24 protein-coding genes are annotated in these 24125 nt (G+C 66.6%); 4 read left to right on the top strand and 20 right to left on the bottom strand.

Translation table 11 applies throughout. The features are described from left to right. Positions 1-170: 170 nt before the first annotated feature. Positions 171-899 carry an excalibur calcium-binding domain-containing protein gene (locus AC3IMC_RS16565; protein WP_490919739.1) on the bottom strand — a complete coding sequence of 243 codons (729 nt, stop codon included), beginning with the start codon at positions 897-899 and terminating at the stop codon, positions 171-173. Between the two features lie 49 nt (positions 900-948). Then, positions 949-2337, bottom strand: coding sequence for a GmrSD restriction endonuclease domain-containing protein (locus tag AC3IMC_RS16570; protein ID WP_490919740.1), 1389 nt, complete (start codon positions 2335-2337; stop codon positions 949-951). A gap of 277 nt (positions 2338-2614) precedes the next feature. On the opposite strand from AC3IMC_RS16570, the gene AC3IMC_RS16575 reads away from it, so the two are divergent. Further along, the gene (locus AC3IMC_RS16575) at positions 2615-3007 is read left to right on the top strand and encodes a VOC family protein (protein WP_490919741.1); all 393 of its coding nucleotides are present in this window, start codon (positions 2615-2617) and stop codon (positions 3005-3007) included. Between the two features lie 24 nt (positions 3008-3031). On the opposite strand, the gene AC3IMC_RS16580 is transcribed toward AC3IMC_RS16575, so the two are convergent. The 4 genes from AC3IMC_RS16580 to AC3IMC_RS16595 are packed head-to-tail and all read right to left on the bottom strand — an operon-like array spanning position 3032 to position 6960. Further along, complete coding sequence (locus AC3IMC_RS16580) at positions 3032-4057, bottom strand: LacI family DNA-binding transcriptional regulator (protein ID WP_490919742.1); 1026 nt, start codon at positions 4055-4057, stop codon at positions 3032-3034. Positions 4058-4092: 35 nt separating this feature from the next. Then, positions 4093-4824 (bottom strand): cupin domain-containing protein, encoded by a 732-nt coding sequence (locus AC3IMC_RS16585; protein WP_490919743.1) that lies wholly within the window; start codon positions 4822-4824, stop codon positions 4093-4095. Positions 4825-4826: 2 nt separating this feature from the next. Further along, a complete protein-coding gene (locus AC3IMC_RS16590) occupies positions 4827-5801 on the bottom strand; it encodes a DUF6807 domain-containing protein (RefSeq protein ID WP_490919744.1) in 975 nt (324 codons plus the stop codon). 25 nt (positions 5802-5826) lie between these two features. Further along, complete coding sequence (locus AC3IMC_RS16595; protein ID WP_490919745.1) at positions 5827-6960, bottom strand: Gfo/Idh/MocA family protein; 1134 nt, start codon at positions 6958-6960, stop codon at positions 5827-5829. 233 nt (positions 6961-7193) lie between these two features. On the opposite strand from AC3IMC_RS16595, the gene AC3IMC_RS16600 reads away from it, so the two are divergent. Continuing rightward, positions 7194-9692, top strand: coding sequence for a glycoside hydrolase family 3 N-terminal domain-containing protein (locus tag AC3IMC_RS16600; RefSeq protein WP_490919747.1), 2499 nt, complete (start codon positions 7194-7196; stop codon positions 9690-9692). Here AC3IMC_RS16600 and AC3IMC_RS16605 read toward each other — a convergent pair. From AC3IMC_RS16605 to AC3IMC_RS16630, 6 genes are all read right to left on the bottom strand, one after another. Further along, the gene (locus tag AC3IMC_RS16605; RefSeq protein ID WP_490919748.1) at positions 9597-10286 is read right to left on the bottom strand and encodes a DUF624 domain-containing protein; all 690 of its coding nucleotides are present in this window, start codon (positions 10284-10286) and stop codon (positions 9597-9599) included. The genes AC3IMC_RS16600 and AC3IMC_RS16605 overlap by 96 nt on opposite strands. A 49-nt stretch (positions 10287-10335) precedes the next feature. Then, on the bottom strand, positions 10336-11970 hold the full coding sequence (locus tag AC3IMC_RS16610; protein ID WP_490919749.1) for an ABC transporter substrate-binding protein: 1635 nt from the start codon (positions 11968-11970) through the stop codon (positions 10336-10338). Positions 11971-11976: 6 nt separating this feature from the next. Beyond that, entirely contained in the window at positions 11977-12876 is a 900-nt protein-coding gene (locus AC3IMC_RS16615; RefSeq protein WP_221386993.1) for a carbohydrate ABC transporter permease, read from the bottom strand. 11 nt (positions 12877-12887) lie between these two features. Next, positions 12888-13868 carry an ABC transporter permease gene (locus AC3IMC_RS16620; protein ID WP_490919750.1) on the bottom strand — a complete coding sequence of 327 codons (981 nt, stop codon included), beginning with the start codon at positions 13866-13868 and terminating at the stop codon, positions 12888-12890. A 9-nt stretch (positions 13869-13877) separates the two neighbouring features. Beyond that, the gene (locus AC3IMC_RS16625) at positions 13878-15950 is read right to left on the bottom strand and encodes a beta-galactosidase (RefSeq protein WP_490919752.1); all 2073 of its coding nucleotides are present in this window, start codon (positions 15948-15950) and stop codon (positions 13878-13880) included. Positions 15951-16248: 298 nt separating this feature from the next. Next, on the bottom strand, positions 16249-16839 hold the full coding sequence (locus AC3IMC_RS16630; RefSeq protein ID WP_490919753.1) for an SOUL family heme-binding protein: 591 nt from the start codon (positions 16837-16839) through the stop codon (positions 16249-16251). Positions 16840-17046: 207 nt separating this feature from the next. Here AC3IMC_RS16630 and AC3IMC_RS16635 point away from each other — a divergent pair, with 207 nt between their 5' ends. Continuing rightward, positions 17047-17508 (top strand): MarR family winged helix-turn-helix transcriptional regulator, encoded by a 462-nt coding sequence (locus AC3IMC_RS16635; protein WP_490919754.1) that lies wholly within the window; start codon positions 17047-17049, stop codon positions 17506-17508. Next, complete coding sequence (locus AC3IMC_RS16640; RefSeq protein ID WP_490919755.1) at positions 17505-18761, top strand: MFS transporter; 1257 nt, start codon at positions 17505-17507, stop codon at positions 18759-18761. Before AC3IMC_RS16635 ends, AC3IMC_RS16640 begins: the two co-directional genes overlap by 4 nt. Before the next feature lie 13 nt (positions 18762-18774). Here the strand turns inward: AC3IMC_RS16640 and AC3IMC_RS16645 are convergent, their stop codons facing one another. The 8 genes from AC3IMC_RS16645 to AC3IMC_RS16680 form a co-directional block, all read right to left on the bottom strand. Continuing rightward, positions 18775-19119 (bottom strand): cupin domain-containing protein, encoded by a 345-nt coding sequence (locus AC3IMC_RS16645; protein WP_490919756.1) that lies wholly within the window; start codon positions 19117-19119, stop codon positions 18775-18777. Positions 19120-19256: 137 nt separating this feature from the next. Beyond that, entirely contained in the window at positions 19257-19643 is a 387-nt protein-coding gene (locus AC3IMC_RS16650) for a VOC family protein (RefSeq protein ID WP_454482382.1), read from the bottom strand. 229 nt (positions 19644-19872) lie between these two features. Then, positions 19873-20196, bottom strand: coding sequence for a hypothetical protein (locus tag AC3IMC_RS16655; RefSeq protein WP_490919758.1), 324 nt, complete (start codon positions 20194-20196; stop codon positions 19873-19875). Positions 20197-20276: 80 nt separating this feature from the next. Further along, positions 20277-20621, bottom strand: coding sequence for an iron chaperone (locus AC3IMC_RS16660; RefSeq protein ID WP_490919760.1), 345 nt, complete (start codon positions 20619-20621; stop codon positions 20277-20279). 7 nt (positions 20622-20628) lie between these two features. Beyond that, a complete protein-coding gene (locus tag AC3IMC_RS16665) occupies positions 20629-21096 on the bottom strand; it encodes an SRPBCC family protein (protein ID WP_490919761.1) in 468 nt (155 codons plus the stop codon). A 51-nt stretch (positions 21097-21147) separates the two neighbouring features. After that, on the bottom strand, positions 21148-22065 hold the full coding sequence (locus AC3IMC_RS16670) for a 2-hydroxyacid dehydrogenase (RefSeq protein WP_490919762.1): 918 nt from the start codon (positions 22063-22065) through the stop codon (positions 21148-21150). Beyond that, positions 22062-22844 carry a DeoR/GlpR family DNA-binding transcription regulator gene (locus AC3IMC_RS16675; RefSeq protein WP_490919763.1) on the bottom strand — a complete coding sequence of 261 codons (783 nt, stop codon included), beginning with the start codon at positions 22842-22844 and terminating at the stop codon, positions 22062-22064. The genes AC3IMC_RS16670 and AC3IMC_RS16675 overlap by 4 nt, the downstream gene beginning before the upstream one ends. Before the next feature lie 71 nt (positions 22845-22915). After that, positions 22916-24058, bottom strand: coding sequence for a Gfo/Idh/MocA family protein (locus AC3IMC_RS16680; protein WP_490919765.1), 1143 nt, complete (start codon positions 24056-24058; stop codon positions 22916-22918). Positions 24059-24125: the final 67 nt, after the last annotated feature.

Genomic DNA, 24125 nt, shown 5'->3' on the forward strand with positions numbered 1-24125 from the left:
TCGGGGGCCTCCGATTCCCCGGATTTCCGCGGCAGAAGGGGCCTTGGAGGCACTCAGGCGGCCCTCCGCCGTCGTCATGGCTTTGTGTGTGCTGCAGCACAGAAAGAGCAATGCCGTGGACACCTCCCGGAAGAGGCGTCCACGGCATGTCCTAGTCGTGCCAGGACCGGCTATCGCTCGCAGGCAACGCCGTCCCCGTCACGGTCGAGGGAAGAGCTGTATCCTGCCTGTCCCCTGTACAGGGGCGCGGCGCCTGCGGCCTTCGCGGCAGAGCAGTTGGCGTAGTACGCCGTCGCCGGCGCCGGTGCCGGTGCCGGTGCCGGTGCTTGGACCGGAGCCGGGACAGTCTTCTGGGCAGCTGCCTGCTCTGCGGCTGCCTTGGCTGCTGCATCCCGCGCGGCCTGGTCCGCGGCAGCTTTTGCAGCAGCGGCCTGTTCGGCAGCAGCTTTATCTGCAGCCGCCTTTGCCGCAGCGGCCTGTTCTGCTGCGGCCTTGTCCGCTGCAGCCTTCTCAGCGGCGGCTTTCTCCGCTGCGATATCGTCAAGGCTCTTGACACCGAGGTGCACCGCAGAACCCTTGGCCGCCTGTGCCCCGTTGGCGGGGTCCTGTGAAATCACCTGCCAGTTTTTCTCGACGATGATGGACTTGCCGTGGGCGGTGTCCACGGCTTCGACCTTGAGCCCGAGCTTCTTCAGCTGGTCTGTCGCCTTGTCCAGCGTCAGGCCAACCACCCCGGGAACTGTGACGTTCTCAGTTGTCTGCGAAACAGCGGTTGCCGTGGCCGTCGGCTGCGTCGCCGCCTGCTTGCCGCCGCACCCCGTCAGCAGAAGCCCGGTCAGCACGGCCAGCGCCAGAGTCTTCTGCAATGTGCCAGCTGCAAGTTTGGAACTTTCTTTCATGTTTCCCCCTAGGAATGGTTGTGATGGTGATGGAAGGACGTGGGCGCCGCTACTCGCAGGCGATGCCGTCGGAGTCACGGTCAAGTGCAGAGCGATAGCCTGCCTGGCCGGCGTACAGCGGCGCAGCTCCGGCGGCACGGACCGCCGCGCAGTTGGCGTAGTAGACGGCGGCCGGCGCAGGCGCCGGAACAGCAGGGGCAGGGGCAACAGGCGCCGGAGCAACAGGAGCGGGTGCCGGGGCAGCAGGGGCAGGCGCCGGAGCAACAGGTGCCGGCGCAACTGGAGCGGCGGGAGCCACGGCAGCAGGGGCCGGAACCGGTTCAACGACAGGTGCCGTCTGGTTCGTTGGCGCCAACTGCCCCGAGCAATCGCCCAGGATGCGTGCCATAGCGTCATGTTCCGCCTGGGTGACCCACAGCCCGTACGTCGCCTTGACCGAAATCTGCCGGGCTACGTACTCGCAACGGAAACCTTTGTTGGGCGGCAGCCAGGTGGCGGCGTCGCCGTCGCCCTTCTTGATGTTCGTGGGCCCGTCTGTGGCCTGCAGGTTCAACGGATCGTTAGCGAACGCGGTCCGCTGCTCCGTGGTCAGCTGCTGGGCTCCCTTCTGCCAGGCATCGCTCAACGCCACCACGTGGTCGATCTGCACTGCGCTGCTGGTGGCGGAACCGCGGACAAAGCTGATGCTCGTGCCCGTGTAGGGGTCGGCCAGGGTGCCCGACTGGACCTTGCAGGGCACGCTGTTCGTATACGTGATGCCGGTCAGGTCCCGCTTGAGGATGTCGTTGCGGGTGTCGCAGCCGTTACGGTCAACATCCGCCCACGCCTGGCCGAACAGGGCCCGGTCGTACCCGGTCTTCGGCGCCCGGCCCTTGATGGGAAGGGTGGCCAGCAGATCCAGCGCCTTGGTGGCGTAGGCGGGCTGCGCATGGGGCGCGGTGGCCGCAACTCCTGCCGCCAGAACGTACGGGTTGTCCGGGTCCAGCGGTTCCCCGGTGTCCTGCGCCGTCGGAGTCGGCGTGGGAATGGACGACGGCGACGGGCTGGCTGGGGCGGTGGCGCTTGCCTTCGCGGTCGCCGCCTTAGCCGCGCTCCCAGACGACGCCGCCTCGAGGTCCGCGCCTGAAACGTGCGGCAGGGCAATGCCCCCGCCGACGAAAAGGACAAGGGACGCGGCAAGCGCGACAGCGCCGGCTTTGCGCCGGGCGGGAAGCCATGCCCAGGAGCGCCGCCCAGTGGCGAGGACGTACAAACCGGTGAGCGCCGCTGTGATGGCCAGGAAGATGAGCGCGAGGCCGATGCCCTTGCTCATTGCGCCCAGGAGCATGAACAGTGCGGTGATGCCGCCGACGACAAAGGTGGAGGCGCGGGGCTTGCGCGGCGGCTTCGGTTGATGAGCAGGCGGAACGGACCCGGGAAGGGTTCGGTAATCGGACATTGTTTCCCCATTGATGCGGACCACAAACGGGGCCCTGCATTTGCCGGGCCTGCTGCTAAGCCCGACAAACTTGTCGTCCGGAGCCTATGTGCTGTTCAGGGACATTTCGCCCCGCTTTCGCGTTCCTCAGCCAACATTCAGCCAGTCTTGATGGGACCTTGAGGAACCACTTCGCATTTGGGCTTCGGCGCTTAACAATTCCGGCGCAAACCACGTCCGGACCAGCGCGGGAAGGATCCCATTCCCAGCCGGCTGGGTCATCGATAAAGTGGCCCGCATGCAGATGCGCCTCGAGGTTGTCCAGGTCCCCGTGTCCGACGTCGACAGGTCAAAGGCCTTTTATACCGAAAAGCTGGGCTTCGTCCTGGACCACGACGTGGAGCACATTCCCGGGATGCGCGTGGTCCAGCTGACCCCTCCGGGTTCCGCGGCTTCAATTGTCATCGGCACGGGAATGACCACCATGGCAGCGGGCAGCCTCGACGGGTTGCAGCTTGTAGTTCCGGACATCACAGAGGTCAGGAACGAGCTGGTGGGGCGCGGCGCCGATATCAGCGACATCCAGGACTTGGGTGGCGTCCTGTTCGCCTACTTCAGCGACCCTGACGGCAACCGGTGGGTGATGCAGGGGCAGACGCCGGCAGCCGTCCGCGACGCCTACAAGAAATAGGCAGCCACCGGCAAAACGGGAGAGCTACTTCCCGGCGGGCGGCGCCGTCGAGCCCCGCACCACCAGTTCTGTGCCCAGTTCGATCCGCTGCGGCAGTTCCTCATCCCCGTCCAGGTGGCGCAGCAGCGCCCGCATAGCAGTCTCAGCCATCTGCACCACCGGCTGGCGGATGGTGGTCAGCCCCGGCTCAACCCACCCCGCAGCAGGAACGTCGTCGAACCCGATGATGGACAGATCCTCCGGAATCCGGAGCCCGGCAGCACGCGCCGCCCGGTAGGCGCCCAGCGCCTGGTCGTCATTGCCGGTGAAGATCGCGGTCGGCCGGTTTGGCAGCTCCAGCAGCTTGCGCGTGGCGGCCTCGCCGGCTTCGATCGAGAAATCGCCCGGCACCATGAGCGCCGGGTCCAGGGCAATACCGGCCCGGCGAAGCGCCGCACTGTAGCCGTCCTCGCGGGCGCTGCTGCACTGCAGGTCCTCGCGTCCGCCGATCATGGCGATTCTCTTGTGCCCCAGCTGCAGCAGGTGGTCGGTGGCTGAGAAGCCGCCCTCCCAGTTAGCCGCGCCCACCGTCATCAGATCCGGACCGGGCTGGCCCACGGGATCGATCAGCACCACAGGAATTCCCAGCGACTTGACCCTCTGGATCTGCTTGGCGTCCAACTGGTACACCGCCATCAGCAGGCCATCGGATTTCCGCTCGGCCAGATTGGCCAGCCAGGGCCGGATCCTGGAGCCGTCAAGGCTGAGGCTGCTCACCACGGTGCCGTACCCGGCGTCCTGCGCCACGCGCTCCACGCCCTCGATGATCTCCAGCGCCCATTCGGAACCCAGGCCCGGGAACACAAGGTCCACCAAGCCGGCCTTCTGCCGGCGCTTGGCGGGCCGGCGGGCATAATCCCGCCGGGCAATGATCTCTTCCACCCGCGCACGCGTTTCCGCCGCCACGTGGGCGTGCCCGTTGAGGACTTTGGAGACGGTGGGGACCGAAACGCCTGCCTCCCGGGCGATCTCGCTGATCGTCGCGCGCCTGGTGTCCTGCTTGCTCACCACGGAAACCACCTCTCACCCGGACTCCGCGCCCGGCGCTAGTTATCGGAAAGTTCCCACGTCTGGATCCGGCCACACATGCCGTAAATCCTGCGCTTTTCCCGTTTTCCCATGGTAGTTCTGGCGTTGGCCAGATAGAAACTTTCTGCCGTGTCCAGGGCCGCCAATTGCTGCTGCGTGGCCGCCGCCTGCCGGGCTGCTCCCCCGGCCAGCAGCTCCGCCCACTGCCCAGTCCTGGCCCTGACCAGCCGGGCAGCCGCCGCGTGGAAGCCGGCCAAGGCGTCCGGCCCGGATTCCATCACGGCATCCTTGAGCGAAAGGTACCCCTCCAGCGCCAGGTCACGACGGCGGCGGGCGGCTTCCTCCCCGGCGGCCAGTCCGGCGTCGGCGTCCTTGTGCTCGAGCGTTGCAGCCCTGCGGTACGTTCCGCTGTCCGCGAGATACTCCGGCGGGAAGGTCATGACAGCGTCCCCATGCTCGGGCAGCCCCGCGTTCTGCATCACCACCAGGACCTTCAGGTCGCCGGAATCGTTCACGGCACGGTGCACGGTGCCGGGAGTGAACCACAAGACCACGCCCGGGACCAGCGGGGTGGATGTGTAGCCCCGTGAGTCCAGGGTTTCAAGACGTCCGGAACCGGACAGCACCACGTAGGCCTCCGTGGAGGCGGTGTGCACGTGCGGGGAGCCGCCTGCGGCGCCGTCGGCTCCGGGCCAGTCGTAAATGCTGATCTCGGACAGTCCGGTGGCGCCCGGAAAGGTGGACCCCACACCTATGCCCAGCTGTTGAGTGCGGCCTGCGCGGCGTCGGCCAGCCGCTGCGCACGCTCGGCGTCCACGCCGCCGTCGGCAATGATCACGGCGTAGCGGTACATCAGCGGCGAGCCCTCGCGTAGCGGCACCTCCGCGCTGAAGAACGGGGCTGAGCCCAGGCACGCGAACATGGACGACCTGGCGAACCACTGGTTGGGTGCTCCGGGGTTGCCCGCGTCTTCCACGAAGGCAATGGTTGAGGACCGGCAGCTCCCGTCGTGTGTGCCGGTGAAGGCGATCCACGGCGAGCGCGTGCCCATGAACTCGTCAGTGCCCGTGCCGTCCTGGTTCCGGAACGTGCCGCCGGTGAACGAGCGGGGGCCGCGCCAGAACAGGCCCCCGTAGCCGGCGTTGTGGCGGCCCTCGGTGGTGGGGCTGCCGATGCTGATCTCCTCGCCGGAGATGTTGCTCATCCGGGTCTCGAAGAGGATGGCGTACGCACCCCCGGCGTGGCTGCCGGCTTCTCCTTCCAGCAGTTGAATGCCGAAGCGGCGGCTCTCCGCAATGACGGGCTCCCCTTCCTGCGAGGTCCAGGTGAGGGACTCCGAGGCGGTGATCCCGGCGTCGGACTGGTCGATCCCGGTGAAGGACCCGTGGGTCATGGCGCCGTTGTTGTCCAGGTTGGCGTACTCGGTGGCGCGCGTGTACGTGGCGCCGCCCCAGAAGTTGTGCCTGCCCACGTTCGGCAGAGCCCAGGAAAGCCCCTTGTGCCAGACGTGGTCCCACGGGCGGGAAATGGTGACCTCGTCCCCGCCCAAGGTGGTGAGCGGATGGAAGAACGGCCGGGGGCTCTCGTACTGGTCATCGGCCGGCTTGTAGGTATAAGTGGCGATGGGCCGGCCGCTGACGGTGAAGGTAAGGGCTGCTCCATCATCGTCGAAACTGAGGCGGCCCACGGTGGCTGCCCGGGGAACTGCGCTCGCTGGTGTGGTCATGGGGATCTCCTGGGGAAGTTGGCGGTCAGGCGCGGATGGAATCGAAGGCGGTTTCGTTCAGGGCTGTGGCATCCAGGACCTTGGCGCCGAGGCCGTCGCCGTCCATGCCGCCGTAGAAGGGGTGTCCGGGAACGATCACCCCGCGCCGCACTGGCTGGCCGGTGAACGCAGAGGCGTAAATCGCGGCAGCGAGTTCCAGCGTCTGCCGGGCGGAGTCCGCTCCGGCAGGAAGGGGACGGCCGGCGTCGAGCGCGTCATACATCGCCAGGAACTGGGCACTGTGGCCGCTGCCGCGTTCCAGCGGTTGCGCGGCCCAGGCCCCGTCAACCCGTTCCTCGTAGCCCGGCGCACCGGTGATGGTCCAGTTGCCGGTGCTGTAACCGTAGAGGTGGCTCAGTTCCACCGTGGCGAATTCACAGTCGATCCGGATGTCGGAGGTTTCCCGGGGCGAGAGCAGGGAGTTGATGACGGTGGCCACGGTCCCGTTGCGGAACCGGACCAGCGCGGCGGACAGGTCTTCCGTGGACGTGGCGCGTGCCTGCCGGCCGGCAATCGCCGTGACCTCCTCCCAAGGGCCGAGCAGGTGCAGCAGCAGGTCGAACTGATGGATGCCGTGGCCCATGGTGGGCCCGCCGCCCTCGGCGCTCCACGTGCCGCGCCAGGGCAGGTCCCAGTAGCTGTCCGGTCGGTACCAGAGGGTGTCGCAACGGGCCACCAGGGGACGGCCAAACTCCGTCCCGGCAATCAGCCGCTGCGCTGCCGCGGAGGCATCACCGAAGCGGTGCTGGAACACGCAGGAGAACTGGGCGCCGCCCTTCACCTGCGCCTTCTCCAGCCGGTCGAAGTCGGCAAGGCTTAACGCCGGCGGCTTCTCGGAGAGCACGTGGACCCCCGCCTCAAGGCATTCGATGGCCTGGTCGATGTGCAGCATGGGTGGGGTGCACAGGTGCACGATGTCCGGCTTTGCCTGCGCCAGGAGGTCCGCGAGGTCCAGGTACCTGCCGGGAATTCGGTGCGCGTCCGCGAAAGCCTCCAGCCGGCCCTGGTCCACATCGCAGGCGGCCACGAGCTCGGCGCGTCCGCCAGTGCGGGCCAGGTTGTCCGCGTGAACGGCCGCGATGCCGCCGGTTCCTACGATGGCCACTTTGTACGTCCGCATGTTCTCTCCGTCTTTGCAGTGATCGCCTGTTGAAGCGGGTGTAAGGGCCGCGCTCTGAGAAAGTTTCGGTGCTGCGCTTGAACTTTCGGGAAGCCGTCCGGCCGGGAATGACGACCCACGCTCTCAACCGTAGGAACGCTTGCGCTGAAGAGTCAAGGGAATTTGACCTAGAAACTAAACAAAAGTTTCTGATACTTTCTTAGAAACTACTTTCCCACTGCAAGGAGACGCCCGTGACCAGCGGTGCCGCCGAAAAGCAAGCCCCACCCAGCGACGCGTCCGGCGAGAACGCCCACCTCGCCGTCGGACGTTCCGTGGAAGACCTGGTGCGGCAGATGACACTGGAGGAGAAACTCGCGCAGTTGGTGGGCGTGTGGGTGAACGCGTCCACGGACGGCGACTCCGTGGCACCGCTCCAGAACGAAATGGCCGGCGACGCCCGGTCCTGGGAGGACGTGATCTCCTCCGGCCTCGGCCAGATCACCCGGATGTACGGCACCGTGCCGCTGGAACCGCTGGAAGGCGCGCGCCGGCTGGCGGCGGCGCAGGAACAGATCATGGCTGCCTCCCGCTTCCGGATCCCGGCGCAGGTGCACGAGGAATGCCTCGCCGGGCTGGCCGCCTGGAAAGCCACCGCATTCCCCGTGCCCCTGGCCTGGGGCGCCACCTTCAACCCGGTCCTGGTGCACCGGATGGCCGGACTGATCGGCGCCCAGATGCGCGCGCTCGGCGTCCACCAGGGATTGGCGCCCGTACTCGACGTGGTGCGGGACCTGCGCTGGGGCCGGGTGGAGGAAACCATCGGCGAGGACCCCTACCTGGTGGGCACGCTCGCCAGCGCCTACGTCTCGGGCCTGGAACAGTCCGGGATCGTGGCCACGCTCAAGCACTTCGTGGGCTATTCCGCGTCCCGTGCCGGCCGCAACCACGCGCCGGTGTCCATGGGGCCGCGCGAACTCGCTGACGTGATGCTGCCGCCGTTCGAACTTGCCATTAAGCACGGCGGCGCCCGCTCCGTGATGCACGCATACACGGACACTGACGGTGTCCCGGCCGCCGCGAACCGGGCCCTGCTGACCGCCCTGCTGCGTGAAGAGTGGGGCTTCGCCGGGACGGTGGTGGCTGACTATTTCGGCGTCGCATTCCTGAACGTCACGCATGGCGTCGCCGCCGATTCCGGCGAAGCCGCCGCCCTTGCCCTGGCGGCCGGGGTGGACGTGGAACTGCCCACCGTGAACTGCTATGGCACTCCGCTGCTGGAGCGCGTCCGGTCCGGTGCGGTTCCTGAGTCGCTGGTTGACACCGCCCTGCGCCGAGTGCTGCGGCAGAAGGAGGAAGCAGGGCTGCTCGCCCACGACTTCAGTCCCGCTCCCCCGGTCCTTACTGCCGGATCGATCGATCTGGACCCGGCGGCGAACCGTGCCCTGGCCCGGGAGATCGCGGCCCAGTCGATGGTGCTGCTCACCAACAGGACGCACGACGGCGGGCCATGCCTGCCGCTGTCGGGCCCGGCAACGGCGTCGCCCGGCTCAGCCGGCCACACACTGGGCGTTGTGGGGCCCCTGGCCGAGGATCCGTTCGCGATGCTGGGCTGCTACTCGTTCGACGCCCATGTGGGCGCCTCGCATCCGGACGTGCCCATGGGCATCCGGGTTCCGACGGTGGCCGGCGCTGCCGCCGCCCGCTTTGAGTCAGTCAGCACTGCCGCAACGGGAACCTGCGAGGTGATTAGCGAAGAACAAATCCTGGAGGCGTGCGGCATCGCCGCGGCCGTGGATACCTGCGTGGTGGTGGTTGGCGACAACGCCGGCCTCTTCGGCCGGGGCACCTCCGGCGAAGGCAACGATGCGGCGGACCTCCGGCTCCCCGGCGACCAGCACGCCATGCTGGAGCGGGTGCTGTCCGCCGCCGAGGCAGCAGGGACGCGGACCGTCGTCGTAGTCCTGAGCGGGCGTCCTTACGCCCTGGGCGACTTCGCCGAGCGGGCCGGGGCAACGGTCCAGGGATTCTTCCCGGGCGAGGAGGGTGCCGAGGCGCTGTGGGACGTGCTGACAGGGGCGGTAAACCCGTCCGGCAAACTTCCCGTCTCCGTGCCGCGCACCTCCGGGGGCCAGCCGGGCACCTACCTGCACAGCCGCCTGGCCGGCAGGACCGAGGTCAGCGCTCTGGACCCGTCCCCGCTGTTCGGCTTCGGCCACGGCCTGTCCTACACGGCCTTCGGGTTCTCGGACCATGCCTCGGATTTGGCGACCATGTCAACGTCTGGCACGGTCACGGTCGGTTGCACGCTCACCAACACCGGTGCCCTCGACGGCGCTGAAGTGGTGCAGCTGTATCTGGAGGACCCTGTGGGCGAGGTGGTCCGGCCCGTGCGGGAGCTCATTGGCTACGCCCGGGTGGAACTCGCTGCCGGGGCCTCGGCCCGCGTGGAGTTCACGGTGCACGCGGACCGGACGTCCTTCACCGGCGTGGACCTGAGGCGGGTGGTGACGCCGGGCCTGGTGAAGCTGCACGTGGCGACGTCCAGTACTGCCGACGTCCACACGCACGAAGTGATCCTGCACGGCGAGCGCCGCGTGGTGGGCTTCGAACGGGAGATGCTGACGCCAGTTGCGGTGACTCCTCGGTACGGGGCCCTAGCCAGCGGTGAAGCGCTCCTCCACCAGGCGCAGCAGCGGCCGGGAGTTCAGGCAGGCCAGGAACACCACGGTGCCGGCAATAACCGGCAGTAGGAACGCGGTGGTGGCCAGCAGCAGCGTGGCGGTGACAAACAGGATCCCGGCGTTTCCGAGGGCCACCCGCTTCTGAGCTCCGAAGCTGTACAGCGACAGGCGGAGCAGGTCCCGGGTCCGGAACGAGAACCGGGAGAGCAACAGCAGGGCATGCAGGGCCGCGGTGGACACCAGCAGCGCCAGCACCAGCAACGCCAGCCGGAGGGCGGGCTCAGAGGCACTCCCCGGCCCCACGGCGGCGGGCAGCGCGGTGAGGCTGGCCGCGATCATGGCCAGGACGAGCAGGTAAGGAAGCCAGAGCCGGGCAGCCTGGCCAAAGTTCATCCGGTAACCGCGGATAAAGTCCTGGAACACCCCGGTCCCATGCCCGGCCAGGAGGCGGTTGAACGCGTAGCCGCAGGCCACCAGCGAAGGCCCGAGCGGCACCAGTGCGACCAGCAGCAGCCAGGTGCCGGCGGCAGGAGCCAGCAGCAGCGCCGGCACCAGCAGCAGGTTCGCCAGGACCAGGAGGGCCGAGCCCATCATCACGCCCGCCACGGTGCCGGCCACCCTGAACAGGGGGCCGGCACCGTACTCCGCTTTCTTCTGAACCACCTACAGCCTTTCGGTCACGGCGGAAGTCCCCGGGCCGCCGTCGTCCGCCCTATTTCTTGTCCGCGTACGCCTTGTACGCCTTGTTGGCCAACTCTACGTATTTGCCCATGCCCTTGCTGTCCAGCTCCTTGAGGTAGGCATCGAACTCGGAGAGGGGACGCTGGCCGGTGATGAACTTCAGCGTGTTCTGCTTGACGTGGTCCTTCAGCGGGGTGAGCACCAGCGTGGCCTGCTCGCGGTCAGCGTCGTTGTACGGCACGGGCGGGGAAACCGGCCGCGGCTTCTTGCTCTTCATGGCCTTCTGGAACGCCAGCTCCTCCTCGTTAAAGGTGGACTGGAGCAGGTCGGTGGTGCCGCCGTAGGCGAAGTTGCCGCCGGAGAACCCATAATCCACGCGCAGGTCCTTGGTGCCAGCGGGGTTCAGGCCCTGGAAGTTGATGTCCTTGGCCAGGACGCGCTTGCCGCCCTCCTTGGTGTAGGTGGTGCCCTCGACCCCCCACTTGGCGAACTCCTGGCCGGCATCGCTGTAGAACAGCCAGTCGATGTACTGCATCAGTGCCACGAAGCTGTCCTTGTCCTTGACGGACGAGTTCAGCATGATGCCGTTCTCCAGGCGCGAGCCGCCGATGATGTCGCCCGCCGGGCCGCCCGGGACGGTGATCTTGCGGACGGCGAAGTTGCCCTTGCCCAGGGACTGCTCCATGGACGTGCGGTAGGTGATGATGTTCTGCGAGTTGGCGCTGATCACGAACGACTTGCCCGACGTGAACTTCTGGATGGCCGAATCGTCAGTCTGCGTGAAGCTCTCCGGGTCCATCAGCCCTTCGGACACCAGCGAGTTGAAGTACGTCACCAGGTCCTTGAACTGGCTGGTGCCGGCGCCGAACGTGAACTCCTTCTTGCCCTCGTCGAAGCTCAGGCCGTCCACCAGCCCCCAGCCGGCCACGGTGCCGAAAGCGGTGCCGGCAATGTTGAGCACGCTGTTGCCGTTGAACCGGTCGGAGAAGGGCACGACGTCGGGGTGGGCCTTCTTGAGTTTGCGCAGCACCTCGCGGAACTCGTCCCAGGTCTTGGGCTCGGCAATGCCTTCCTTTTCCAGGATGTCGGTGCGGAAGGCCAAGGTGTAGTCGGGCCAGAGTTCCTCGTGCAGGCCGGGGAGGACGTAGTACTTGCCATCCGCCTGGGTGAGACCGGCGATCTCCGGTTCCAGCTTCCACTTCTTGATCTTGTCCTGGTAGTGCGGCATCAGGTCCACGTAGTCACTGACCGGCAGGACGGCGCCGGAGGACACGTAGGCGCTCTCCTGGCCGGGGTAGGTCTTGGCGATGATCTCCGGCGCCTTGCCGGAGCTGATGAGCAGGCTGCGTTTCTGCTCATAATCGCTGAACGGCACCACGGTTGTTTCCAGGGTGACGTTGTTGTCGCTGGCCATCTTGGTGAACAGCAGCCAGTCCTTCTTGATGGGGTAGGTGGGCTGGTCACTGAAGAGGAAGGTGAAGCTCAGGGGCGTCGTCGCCTTGAACGTGTCCCCCACCCCGAAGCTGTCCATCGCGCCGGTGCGTGCCTTGGAAGTGTCTACCTTGCTGCCGGAATCGGAGTCACACCCTGCCATTACCAGGCCGAAGGCTGCGAGCGCGGACAGGCCGAGGAAGTCTCGTCTGCGGATCATTGTTTTTCCTTTCATAACGGGTTATTCCTTGACGGAGCCGAGCATGACGCCCGAAAAGAAGTACTTCTGGACAAAGGGGTAGACGCACAGGATGGGGATGACGGTGAGGACGATGGTGACGGACTGGATGTTCGCGGCAATCTGGCCCACGTTCTCCGCCGTGCCGCCGGCAGACCCTGCCGTGGTGACGCCGGCGATCATGTTGCGCAGGTAGATGGTCACCGGGAAGAGGTCCGGGTTGTCCAGGTACAGGAAGGCCTGGAACCAGGAGTTCCAGTTGGCCACTGCGTAGAACAGCACCATGGTGGCCACGATGGCCTTGCTCAGCGGCAGGACCACCTTGAACAGGACCCCGTACTGGGTGAGCCCGTCAATGGCCGCCGCCTCTTCCAGTTCCCGTGGCATGTTCTCGAAGAAGGACTTCATGATCAGCAGGTTGAAGACGCTGATGGCGTTGGGCAGCACCACCGCCCAGAGCGTGTCCCGCATGCCCAGCGAGGTGATGAGCACGTAGTTGGGGATCAGGCCACCGTTGAAGAACATGGTGAACACGGCAATGCCGATGAACACGCTGCGGCCCTTCAGGTCCTTCTTGGCAATGGCGTACGCGAAGCTGGTGGTCAGGACCATGGAGATGGCGGTGGCCACCACCGTGTAGAGGACGGTGTTGCCGTAGTTCCGCCAGAAGGACGAGTCTGCAAGGATCAGCCGGTACGTCTCGGTGTTGAAGCCCTTGGGGAAGAGGTTGACCTGGCCGGCGTTGATGAACCCCTCGCTGGAGAAGCTCTGCGCGATGATGTTCAGGAACGGGTACAGGGTCAGGAACACCACCACCAGCAGGAATACCAGGTTCACCCCCCGGAACACGCGCATGGCGTTGGAGACTTTCATATCCTTGACCAGGACTCCGGTTTCTTTCATGGTTGCCCCTTTCACCACAGGCTCGTTCCTGCGAGCCGCTTTGAGAGGGCGTTCGCGGAGAGGATCAGCGTCAGGCCGATCACGGATTCGAACATGCCGATCGCGGCGGCGTAGCTGAAGTTGCTGGACTCCAGGCCCACCCGGTACAGGTAGGTGGAGATGACGTCGGAGGTCTCGTAGTTCAGCGGGTTGTAGATCAGCAGGATCTTTTCGAAGCCCACGGCCATGAAGGTGCCGATGTTAAGGATCAGCAGGGTGATGATGGTGGGCCGGATCGCCGGCAGGGTGACGTGCCAGGTCTGTTGCCAGCGGTTGGCGCCGTCGATGCGGGCCGCCTCATAGAGTGACTCGTCCACCCGGGTCAGGGCCGCCAGGTAGAGGATGGCACCCCAGCCCATGGTCTGCCACACCTCGGAGCTGATGTACATGGGCCGGAACCAGGCGGCGTCCTGGGTGAAGTTCACGGTGCTGCCGAAGACGGTGTTGGCGATCTGGTTGACGGTGCCGGTCATGGAGAAGTTCTGCAGGATCATGCCGGCGATGATCACCACGGACATGAAGTGCGGCAGATAAGCCACGGTCTGGACGAACTTCTTGAACTTCTGCGAGCGCAGTTCGTTGAGCATCAGCGCGAAGATGATGGGCATGGGAAAGCAGAACAGGAGGGTGAGGACGCCCAGGACAATGGTGTTCTGGAACGCCTGCCAGAAGCTGGGATCGTTGATGAACAGGGTGACGTATTTAAGGCCAACCCATTTCTCGCCGAAGATGCTGCCGCCTGGCTGGAACTGCCGGAACGCGATCACGTTGCCTGCCATGGGCAGGTAGCGGAATACGGCGAAGTACGCCAGCGGCAGCAGCACCAGGGTGTAGAGCCGCCAGTCGCGTTTGATGGCAAGCTTCCAGCTGCCCGGTTTGTTCCGTGGTTTATCGGGCCGCTTTGCCGGTTCCGTGGTGGCTGCCTCGGGCGGCACTTCCAATCGCATGGCCATGACTGCCTCCTACCGGCCTGTTTCCGTAGATGCTGATGCTGATGGTTTTTCTTCGAGGACCAGGACGCCGTTCGGGGCCAGCTCCACGGTGCCCGCCACGGCTGCCCCTGCCAGCAGGTCGGTGCCGCCGGCCCCGACGTCCACAAGGGCGGGGGCGTCGTTATGGTTCAGGGCCATCAGGTAGCTGCGTCCGTTGCCGGCACGACGGCGGACCTGGACTCCCAGCGGCGCGTCCAGTTCGGGGCAGATCCCGGCAGCGGCACGTTCGGCGGCGAGCAGTTCCGCCAGGAAGCTGCTGTCCACCCTTGCGGACAGATACAGGGCGCTGCCGCCGCCGATGCTGTTGCGGGTGACGGCCGGGGCGCCGGCCAGCCTGCCCGAGGCGTAGCTGGCGAGGACGTCTGCCGTGGTGGTGTGCAGGTGCTCGGTCCAGTAGTCCGCGGAGGCCGTGCCGCCGTCGGCCGTTGAAAGTTTGACTTCCTCGCCATCGCCGGCGAGCGGGTGCATCTCTTCGCTCCAGGCGCCCAGGACGTTACGCAGCGCGCCGGGGTAGCCGCCAAGGCGGATGGTGTTGTCCGGATCCACAATGCCGGACAGGTAGCTGGCCACCAGGCGGCCGCCGCCCGAGACCCAGTCCTGAATGCGCTGTGCCGCTTGGTCGCTCAACAGGTAGGTGGCGGGCAGGACCAGCAGGCTGTACTGGCTGAGGTCGCTCTTCGTGTCCACGAAGTCCACGGTGGTGTTGGCCTCGAAGAAGGGCCGGTACAGGCGGAGGACCTCCTGCGGGTAGTTCAGGTCCGAGCGCGGGGAGTTGCCCAGTTCCAGTGCCCACCAGCAGTCCCAGTCGAACACCATGGCCACTTTGGCCGTAGAGCGGGTGCCGGTGATGGCGCCCAGGTGCTTCAGTTCCTGCCCCAGGTCACAGACCTCCCGGAAGATGCGGGTGTTGGGTCCGGCATGGTTGACCATGCCGGAGTGGAAGCGTTCCGTGCCGCCCCTGGCCTGGCGCCACTGGAAGAAGAGGATGGAGTCGGCGCCCTGGGCGATGGCCTGGTAGGAACCCAGCCGCATCTTGCCCGGGAGCTTGGAAACGTTGACGGACCACTGGCTGACGGCGCCGGTAGCCTGTTCCATCACCAGCCAGGGCTGGCCCTTCCGCAGGGAGCGCATCAGGTCGAAGTTGAGGGCGGCGGCCACGTGGGCGTCGTCCTCGCGCGGGTCCGGGTAGATGTCCAGGGCGGCGGCATCCTCCTCGGCGGCCCAGGCCCAGTAGTCGTTGTTCTTGTAGAAGCGCATGAAGTTGGTGACGATAGGCAGGTCCGGGGTATGCCGGCGCAGGATGTCTCGTACCGCCTTGTAGTGGGCCAGCATGCTCTCCGAGGTGAAGCGGTGGAAGTCCAGGCGGCGGGACGGGTTGGACCAGGTCCGCGGCTGGGCGGGGGCGTTAACCTGGGACCACCCCGAGTAGACCTGGCCCCACACGTCGGTGCTCCAGGCGGCGTTCAAAGCGTCCAGGCTGCCGTACTTGTCCTGCAGCCATTCGCGGAAGGCCCGGTCCGCGTGGGGGCCGTAGGATACGGGGCCGTATTCGTTGTTGACGTGCCACATGCACAGGGCAGGGTGGTTGGCGTACCGCTCCCCCATTTTCTCCGCCATGGCCAGCGACTTTTCCCGGTAGGCCGGGTGGGATACGTCGAAGTGCTGGCGGGAGCCGAAGCCGAAGGTGGAGCCGTCCGCGAGGACCGGGAGAATGTCCGGATGCCGGGCGATGAGCCAGGCCGGCGGGACGGCATCCGGGGTAGCCAGATCCACGCCGATGCCGTTGGCGTGCAGGAGGTCCATGATTTCGTCCAGCCAGCCGAAGTCGTAGACCCCGTCCGCGGTTTCGAGCCGGCTCCAGGAGAAGACGGCCAGGGTGACCAGGTTGACGCCGGCTTCCTTCATGAGCCGGACGTCGTCCTGCCATACCTCCCGGGGCCACTGTTCGGGGTTGTAGTCCCCGCCGTAGGCGATGCCGCCAAGGCGTTCGTGCAGGCGTTTAAGGCGGTGTTCGGATGTGCTGGCGCTGGGCTCGCTGGTCATCATTGTCCTTTGTTTGGCATATGGCCGCGGGCTCCCCACCAATGCGACCTGCATCACACGGAAGAAACTATCGTAAAGTTTCAGCAATAACAACAGATAACGGCGAAGTGGGAGAAGCCTATTTCTGAGGCGGCACGGGGCCTGGGCGCGCTAACAAGCCGGGCCGCATCCGGGTGAAGGCACGTTCAGAATAGATGGAAGATACTTTCCGAGCAGCTTCCTGCGCCACCATGGAAACTATCGGACCTTTAAGGGCTCACATTGCCGGGGCTGATATCGCCCGGCCTTGCGCTGCGGACTACTCGCGCACGTCCTGGATGACTTCGTTGCGCCGCAGGAACCAGGGCTTGAAGGGCGGGTCGAAGCGGGCAAAACGGGGCGGCCCAACGGGGGTCAGTCCGGCAAGGGTAAGCGCCGCCTGCAGCCCCTCGTTATGCCGCGCAAAACCTGACGCCGATCCGCTGCCGGAGAAGCGCACAGCCGCGGCAAGGGAGCCCGGCACCTCCCGCAGCGTGACTTTGGGGTCCGTGGGTGCCGGGGCAGATTCCGCCGTCACTCCCGCCGGGAGCACAAAGGCCACAACAAATTCGGCGGGCTCCCCGCTGCCCGGCAGTGGGCCGCTCTGGATCACCGGCGCAGTCATCGCCAGCTTCTGCGGCGCCCCCTGCTCCCCAGTGCCGTGCTCCTGGATCACCGGGGCGGTCATGGCCAGCCTCTGCCGGCCCGTGTTGTTTCCGCTGATGTAGTTGAAGAGGTGGCGGAAAGCTGCGTTGCCGGCACGGTCAAAGTCCGCGGCCACCGCAACCTCGGCGACGGCATACTCCGGATAGCGGCGCAGTTCGAAGTGCGGGTAGCGCCGGACCAGCTCGTAAGGCTGCTGCTCGGTCATAGTGCTCCTGAGCCTACGCCCGTCGACCGGTACCGGCCAGAGCCGGGGCCCCTCAACAATCCCCGGAGCAAGGGGTATGGCAGGAAGCACACCCACAACCCGTTGCCCCGGGCAAGCAAGAGGCGCATACTGGTTAGCAGAACTAATTAGCAGTGCTAACCATCAGTATCCTGATTGTCACCGCCGCCAGGAGGCGCACCCGGACATATGACGCCCACTCACTCAAAAGCTCTGCAAACCGCAGACCCCACCGCACCGGACACCCTCGCCATCGACCTCCGCACCGCTGTCATGCGCACTTCGCGCAGGCTAAGGGTCGAAGCCACCGGGGAGGTGATCACCCCCGGGCAGTACACCGTCCTGGCCCAGCTGAACGAGTCCGGTTCCCGCACCCTTCGCGAACTCGCCGACCGCGAGCACGTCCAGGCCCCGTCCATGACCAGGATCGTCAACGCCCTCGCGGACCAGGGCTTCGTCGGCCGGTCCGCCCATCCCGACGACGGCCGCCAGGTCCGGATCGATATCACCGATGCCGGCCGCACCGTACTCGAAGAAGCACGCAGCCAGCGCACTGCCTGGCTCGCCCAGCGTGTGGCCGGGCTGAGCGGGGAAGAGCGGTTGATCCTCAGCCAGGCCGCCCGCATCATGCAGGAGATGAGCGGCAAATGAGCGCGATGTTCCGGGCGCTGGAAAACCCCAACTACCGCATCTGGGCCAGCGGCGCCCTTGTCTCCAACATCGGCACCTGGATGCAGCGCGTGGCCCAGGACTGGCTGGTGCTGACAGTCCTCACGGACCACTCCGGAGCCGCCGTCGGCATCACCACGGGCCTGCAGTTCCTGCCCATGCTGCTCTTCGGCCCCTACGGCGGGGTGCTGGCGGACCGCTACCGCAAGAGCATCATCCTGCGCTGGACCCAGCTGGCCATGGGCTTGACCGGCCTGGCCATCGGGCTCCTGGTGGTTACCGGTACCGCCCAGCTGTGGCACGCCTACCTGGCGGCGTTCTGCCTGGGCGTGGCCAGCGCCGTGGACGCTCCGGCCCGGCAGGCCTTCGTGTCCGAACTCGTCGGCCAGGACAACATCGCCAACGCCGTTGCACTTAACTCCGCCTCATTCAACACGGCACGCCTCACCGGTCCGGCAATAGCCGGCGTGCTCATCGCCTGGGTAGGAACCGGCCCGGTATTCCTGCTGAATGCGGCCAGCTTTGCCGGCGTCCTGGTCTCGCTGTTCAGGATCCGCAGGTCCGAGCTCGCCCCGCCGGCCCGTCCCGCCCGCAGCAAGCACCAGGTGGCTGAGGGCATCCGCTACATCCGGCGCCGGCCGGACCTCATGCTCATCATGGTGCTGGTGGGGGCACTGGGCGCCTTCGGGATGAACTTCCCGGTCACGAACTCCCTGATGGCCACCACCGAGTTCCACATGGGCCCGAGCGAATTCGGCCTCCTTGGCTCCATCATGGCCGTCGGCACACTGGCCGGCGCGCTGCTCGCGGCACGCAGGTCCGGGCCCCGGCTGCGGTACCTGCTCGGCGGGGCACTGGGACTGGGCATCTTCACGCTGGCAGCGAGCGTGGCGCCGTCGTTCTGGCTCTACGCCGCATTGCTGGTTCCCGTGGGCCTGGCGTCCATCACGTTCCTGAACAACTGCAACACCAGCATCCAGCTCTCGGTGGAGCCGCACTTCCGCGGCCGTGTGCTGGCCCTGTACTTTGCCGTGCTCCAAGGTGGAACGGCGGTGGGGGCGCCCCTGATGGGGTGGATCGGCAGCGAGTTCGGCGCGCGCTGGGCCGTGGCTGCGGGAGGCATCGTGGTGCTGGTGGCGGGGCTGGGCGCGGTGATCGCGGTGACTCGGCGGAATAGGCTCAGCTTCCGGGACGCCGTCCGGCTGGCACTGGGCAGGCGGGAACCCGCCGTCTAAGCATCAGGCGGGGTCAGTCCTTGCGGACGATGTCCACGGAGATTTCGATCACCGGAATCGTGCCCCTGTTCTCAAGCCAATGGGTGGTGTGCCGGTCCTCGCGCCAGCCCACTCCGGGCCCGTACTCGGTAACCCCGCCGTCCCGGTGCTCGGTGATGGTGCCCTGAAGGACATAGACGGTGCCGGGCCGGCCCTTGTGGTCATGCAGCGGACCGAAGACGCCGCCGGGCTCGATGGTCACCATACGCATCCGCAGTTGGCGTCCCTCCATCCCGTCGATCTTGCCCGCCAGGTCCACAGTTGCCAGCAGTTCAACGCTCACGCCTTTCGACGCCGGCACCACTTCATCGCCATCCACGGCGTTCCCCTTCCTGCGGCCCCTTCGACGGCGGCGCCGGCCTGCCGCTGCGGCGCACCCGCGCAAGGGGCGCTCCCGGCGGCAGGTGCCGGCGTCGTTGTTCTATGTGCTGAGCCTGCTGCTGCGGCCCCTGGCCGTCAAGAGGGGATCGAGGAGATGTTGAGGATGTTGCCCTCAGTGTCCAGGAACCAGGCACCCTTGCCCATGCCTTCCATGGTGGCGATGCCGTTCTCGGTTTTCAGGCCGGGCATGTCGTAGTCTTCGAAAACAACCCCGCGGGCGCGCAACTCTTCCACTTCCTTTTCGACGTCTTCGACGCCCCAGCCCATCTGGGTATTCTTCGCGGAGCCGGCGTTGTCCGTCCGGTAAAGCAGGAAGCCGGTTCCGTTGCCGCACCGGTAGATGAGGTTGTCGTTGTCGACCGTCTGCGCGGGTTCAAGGCCCAGCTTGTCCCGGTAGAATTCCCTGGCCCTGTCGATATCCTTGGCCGGCAGTACAGCCATGACTTGCTTATCTGTGAGCATGACAATTCTCCTTGCCACATTTTTTTGCTGGCGTTGCTCTCCCCCGAACGCGGTCCGGCCGTCCCGCGCCGGGCCACGTGGCCACCCTTGCGCCGACTGCCGGGGCGGCCACCTGGGACCCTTGTCCGCTGCGCCAGCCATCATCAGCGCGGGGTCCCCGAAGCCTATGAGGCCATTATGGAACCGTTTCTGCGGCGGGGAAATAGGGGTTTTAAGCGGTCCCGGAGGGTTATTTCCGTGCCGCGGCAATCGCCCGGCGCAGGGCCACGCCGGCAGCGCCAACGAGCGGAACCAGGCACGCCAGGACGGCGATGGTGTTGGGACGGAACACCGGCCGCCCGTTTTCGGTGACGTAGACGCCAAGCGGCAACACCATGCCGCCGCCACCCCCGCCCGAGGCGCCCTGGTCCGATTCACTGCCGCCGCCGAACCCGAAAGTCACCAGCGCGACGGGAACGAGCTCCTGGCCGTCCACAGTCACCGGGGTGCCGTAGGCCCTGGAGACGCCCATGTTCCGGAAGGTGTCCACGAGGGACTCAAACGAATGTGCCATGTCCTCAGGCTAGGCAGCGTGGCCGTCGGCAGAAAGATCCTTAAGTCCCGTTGCCCCGGTGGCCCGGACGTGCCCCTGCCCTACGTGCGGATCTCCGCCAGCCGCAGCCGGACAATGTCCTCGACCACGTCCTCCGGCAGCGGGTGGTCCGCCGTGAAGCGGATCGTACCCTTGGACAGCGAGTAGCCGTCCAACCTCGGGGCCACCGCCTCCACCACGGCGGCAGAGAAGGGGAAGACGGAGAGGTGCCTGGCTGTGGCCACGGCCGCCAGCAAGGGTTTGCCGTCCACCTTCAGCGCGGGCATGCCGTAGCTCATGCCCTCGGTGGCGTCCGGCGCCAGGGCGCGGGCGATCTCCACGACGCGCCACAGGCAGCCGCGGTCCGGCTCCGAGACCGCGGCGATGGCATCATCCACCAGGCCCACGGGCCGCTCAGCCCGCCTTCGCCGCCACAGCCGCGGACAACGAGTCGAGTCCCCGTTCGAAATCGGCGCCCACCATCTTGTCCATGTTCATGAACAGCGCGAAAACCCTGCCCAGGCCCTTGTTCTCTCCGGTCATCACCCAGGTGACCTCGGTCCCGCCGGGGACGGACGCGAACGTAAAGGTCGTGGGGTTCAGCGCCTTGAAGGGCCGGGTGAACTGCAGGCGGATGCGGATGGTGTTGGGCGGCGCCGACTCAACGATTTCCATGGTTCCGCTGCCGGCCCTGCGGTTGCCGCTCCACTCGTATCCAGCGCCGGCGCCCGAGTCCGGGCCGAAGTAGCGCCGGCTCATGCCGGGATCCACCACCTCCCACGGGGACCAGGCAGTCCATTCGTGGAAGTTGTTGACCAGCGGAAAGATGTCTTCGGCGGCGGCAGGGATGACGGCACTGCGGCGGACTTCAAAGGTGGACATGGCCCAAGCATAGGAGCCGGGGCAGGCCCTGGGTAGCGCGGCGCGGAAGCATTATGGCAGCACCACGTTCACCGGTTCCTTGCCGTCCAGCAGCAAGCCGATCTGCTTCCTGACCAGCCGTACCATCCGCGGAAACATTGCCGAACTCGCCCCGCCCACATGCGGGGTGATCAGCACGCCGGGCGTTGTCCACAGGGGGTGGCCAGCGGGCAGGGGTTCGGGGTCGGTCACGTCCAGTGCCGCGCGAAGGCGCCCGCTTGAGGCCTCGGCCAGCAACGCGTCCGTGTCCGCCACCGGCCCCCGGGCCACGTTGACCAGCAGGGCACCGTCCGGCATGGCGCCGAGGAACTTCGCGTCGACGAGGCGCTCCGTGGCCTCACTCAGCGGGACGCTGACTACCACGATCTCGTGAAGCGGCAACTGCTCGTACAGTTCGTCGATGCCGTGGACGGTTCCCCGGTCATCCTCCCGTGAGCGGCTGGCCATCCGGGTGACCTCCGTTTCGAAGGGCAGGAGCCGGGCCTCGATCGCCTTGCCCACTCCCCCGTATCCCACCAACAGCACGCGCCGGTCCGCGAGGCTGGGCCGCTGGCTGTTGTCCCAGGTTCCGCTCTCCTGGTTCCGGACGAAGTCCGGGACCCCGCGCTGGGAGGCGATCATCATGCCCACGGCGAGCTCCGCCGTCGACGTCTCGTGGACTCCCGCCGCGTTCGCGAAGGTGACGCCCGCGGGCAGGACGGAAGCGACGCCGTCGTACCCGATGGACTGGCTCTGCACCAGGCCGACATCGACGCCCTCCAGCGCGGCGAGCGCCGCGGGCTTTCCCATGTAGCCGGGCACCAGGAGGTCCAGGCGGCCCTCCGGCGCGGGGCCGGAGAGGTCCCAGAGGACAAACTCGACGCCGTCCATCGGCTCGAGCGCGTCGATGAGCTTTTGGTCGGGCAGGCACACCCGCAGCGGCGCCCTCACGCGGCAACCACGAGCTTGACGTTGGCGGCGGTGAGCGCGCTCTCGATTTCCCTTGGCGGCGGCGCATCCGTTACCAGGACGTCCACCGCATCAAAAGCCGCGAGCCGCGCCAGCGCGTACCGCAGCATCTTCTGGTGGGTTGCCACCACCACTACCTGCTCAGCCGAATTCATAAGGGCGATCTTAGTGGCGCGCTCCACGTCCCGCTCAATATAGAAAGCTTCGTCGTGGATGCCGGACACCCCGATGAACGCCGTCCTGGCCCGCAGGCCGGCAGCGGCGCTGACAGTCATGGGCCCGTTGAACGCCTGGCTGTCCAGCAGGAGTTCCCCGCCAAGGCAGATGGTGCGGGCTGCGGTCAGTTGCAGGCAGCGCTGGATGGCGGGGGCGGAGTGCGTGATGATGGTGCCCGTGAACGACGTGGGCAGCTGCTGCGCGATCTGGTACGTGGTGGTGCCGGCGTCCAGGATGATCGCGTCCCGCTCACCCACCATCGCCACGCACGCCCGCGCCACCCGCAGCTTGGCGTCGGAGTCCTCCCGGACCCGCGCCGCGAAGTCGGCATTCTGTCCGTGCCCGTCGACCGCGCTGACGCCGCCGTGGACCACCCGGGCCAGGCCCAGCTTGGACAGCACGCGGGTGTCGCGGCGGACGGTCATGTCCGAAACTGCAAACGTCTCCGCCAGGTCGGTCGTGGAAATGAACCCGCGCCTGCCCAGCTCGTCCAGGATGGTGCGCTGGCGGGGCGTCAGCGCACCCTCTTTCCGTGCGGTGCTCATATCCCCTTCTTTCCTCCCCAATATGCCGGGCCGGAGCCTGGCGGAGTGTTGCAATTCCAACACCAATCTACTTAGGAACGTACCCCGGAAGCGGCATTCGTAAGCTCCACGGGGCGGCCTTCCGTAATGGAACGTTCGGCGGCCAGGCCCATCCGGACCGATTGCAGGCCGTCCGCGACGGTGACTTCCACCGGCCCCTCGCCCAGGATGGCCTTACGGAAGCCCAGGTGCTCGTAGTAGGTGGAACCGTGGTGCGCACCTGCTGCGAGGACTGCCTCGTCCACCGGGACCTCGTGCTTTTCCGGGCCCAGCGGCGAGCGCGGGCTGAACTCGACGGTGGCCTCGGCCTCGTCCCCGGGGATCCAGTGGTTGGCGGCCACCGGAATCAGGGTCTCGATCTTGGCGGCATCACCCACGATGGAGATCCGCTCCTGGAACTTGGACCCCTCGGCGAACATGGACAGCTCAAGCATGGCCCGGCGGCCACCCTTGAAATCGACAATGACATAGGCGTTGTCCACCATGTCGGAGATCCGGCCGTCATACACCTCGTCCATGTGGTTCACGTCGTGCCCTCCGCTGGCGTAGACGCGGAGCGGTTCGTCCTGCAGGATCAGCCGCATCAGGTCAAAGAAGTGGCAGCACTTCTCCACCAGGGTGCCGCCGGTCCGTTCGGCAAAGCGGTTCCAGGAGTCCACCTTGTGCAGGAACGGGAAGCGGTGCTCCACGATGGAGAGCATGTAGATGTTGCCGAGCTTGCCGTTGTGCGCGGCTTGGATGACCTCCTGCACGGGCGGCATGTAGCGGTATTCCATGGCCACCCACACCGGTGCCTGGTAGCCGGCGGCGAGCTGTTCGAGTTCGTCGGCCTGCTCGGCGCTGGTGCACACGGGCTTTTCCACGAGCACGGGCAGGTTGGTTCCGCTGGCGAAGATGTCCTTCAGGATGCCCAGGTGGGTGTCGTTGGGGCTGGCGATGACCAGCGCATCCACGAGGCCGGAGGCCAGCAGATCACGGTGCGAGTCGAAGGTGCGTACCTCGTAGCCGATCTCCCGGGCGGTCTCCTCGAGCGAGGCCGGCGTGGGGTCGGAGACTGCGGTGATCCGGCTTCCTGGAATCAGTGCAAGGTTCCGGACGTGTTCACGGGCCATATGGCCCGCTCCGATGAGTCCGTACCGGATGGTCCGGACTGTTTCCGCAGTAGGCAATGACATGAGCTGCTCCGTTTCTCTACGTTGAGTGGGGGGACCGCGGCGTTGCATCCCAAACACAACTATACAG

This window comes from Arthrobacter sp. E70 (assembly GCF_058266945.1).

What these genes read in the sequence shown, in the direction of transcription:
- AC3IMC_RS16630 (WP_490919753.1), bottom strand. Translation starts at nt 16,839, where the DNA reads ATGACCGAGCAGCAGCCTTACGAGCTGGTCCGGCGCTACCCGCACTTC.
- AC3IMC_RS16595 (WP_490919745.1), bottom strand. Translation starts at nt 6,960, where the DNA reads ATGCGGACGTACAAAGTGGCCATCGTAGGAACCGGCGGCATCGCGGCC.
- AC3IMC_RS16655 (WP_490919758.1), bottom strand. Translation starts at nt 20,196, where the DNA reads ATGGCACATTCGTTTGAGTCCCTCGTGGACACCTTCCGGAACATGGGC.
- AC3IMC_RS16590 (WP_490919744.1), bottom strand. Translation starts at nt 5,801, where the DNA reads ATGACCACACCAGCGAGCGCAGTTCCCCGGGCAGCCACCGTGGGCCGC.
- AC3IMC_RS16625 (WP_490919752.1), bottom strand. Translation starts at nt 15,950, where the DNA reads ATGACCAGCGAGCCCAGCGCCAGCACATCCGAACACCGCCTTAAACGC.
- AC3IMC_RS16615 (WP_221386993.1), bottom strand. Translation starts at nt 12,876, where the DNA reads ATGAAAGAAACCGGAGTCCTGGTCAAGGATATGAAAGTCTCCAACGCC.
- AC3IMC_RS16620 (WP_490919750.1), bottom strand. Translation starts at nt 13,868, where the DNA reads ATGGCCATGCGATTGGAAGTGCCGCCCGAGGCAGCCACCACGGAACCG.
- AC3IMC_RS16610 (WP_490919749.1), bottom strand. Translation starts at nt 11,970, where the DNA reads ATGAAAGGAAAAACAATGATCCGCAGACGAGACTTCCTCGGCCTGTCC.
- AC3IMC_RS16665 (WP_490919761.1), bottom strand. Translation starts at nt 21,096, where the DNA reads ATGTCCACCTTTGAAGTCCGCCGCAGTGCCGTCATCCCTGCCGCCGCC.
- AC3IMC_RS16680 (WP_490919765.1), bottom strand. Translation starts at nt 24,058, where the DNA reads ATGTCATTGCCTACTGCGGAAACAGTCCGGACCATCCGGTACGGACTC.
- AC3IMC_RS16570 (WP_490919740.1), bottom strand. Translation starts at nt 2,337, where the DNA reads ATGTCCGATTACCGAACCCTTCCCGGGTCCGTTCCGCCTGCTCATCAA.
- AC3IMC_RS16640 (WP_490919755.1), top strand. Translation starts at nt 17,505, where the DNA reads ATGAGCGCGATGTTCCGGGCGCTGGAAAACCCCAACTACCGCATCTGG.
- AC3IMC_RS16635 (WP_490919754.1), top strand. Translation starts at nt 17,047, where the DNA reads ATGACGCCCACTCACTCAAAAGCTCTGCAAACCGCAGACCCCACCGCA.
- AC3IMC_RS16565 (WP_490919739.1), bottom strand. Translation starts at nt 899, where the DNA reads ATGAAAGAAAGTTCCAAACTTGCAGCTGGCACATTGCAGAAGACTCTG.
- AC3IMC_RS16575 (WP_490919741.1), top strand. Translation starts at nt 2,615, where the DNA reads ATGCAGATGCGCCTCGAGGTTGTCCAGGTCCCCGTGTCCGACGTCGAC.
- AC3IMC_RS16650 (WP_454482382.1), bottom strand. Translation starts at nt 19,643, where the DNA reads ATGCTCACAGATAAGCAAGTCATGGCTGTACTGCCGGCCAAGGATATC.
- AC3IMC_RS16675 (WP_490919763.1), bottom strand. Translation starts at nt 22,844, where the DNA reads ATGAGCACCGCACGGAAAGAGGGTGCGCTGACGCCCCGCCAGCGCACC.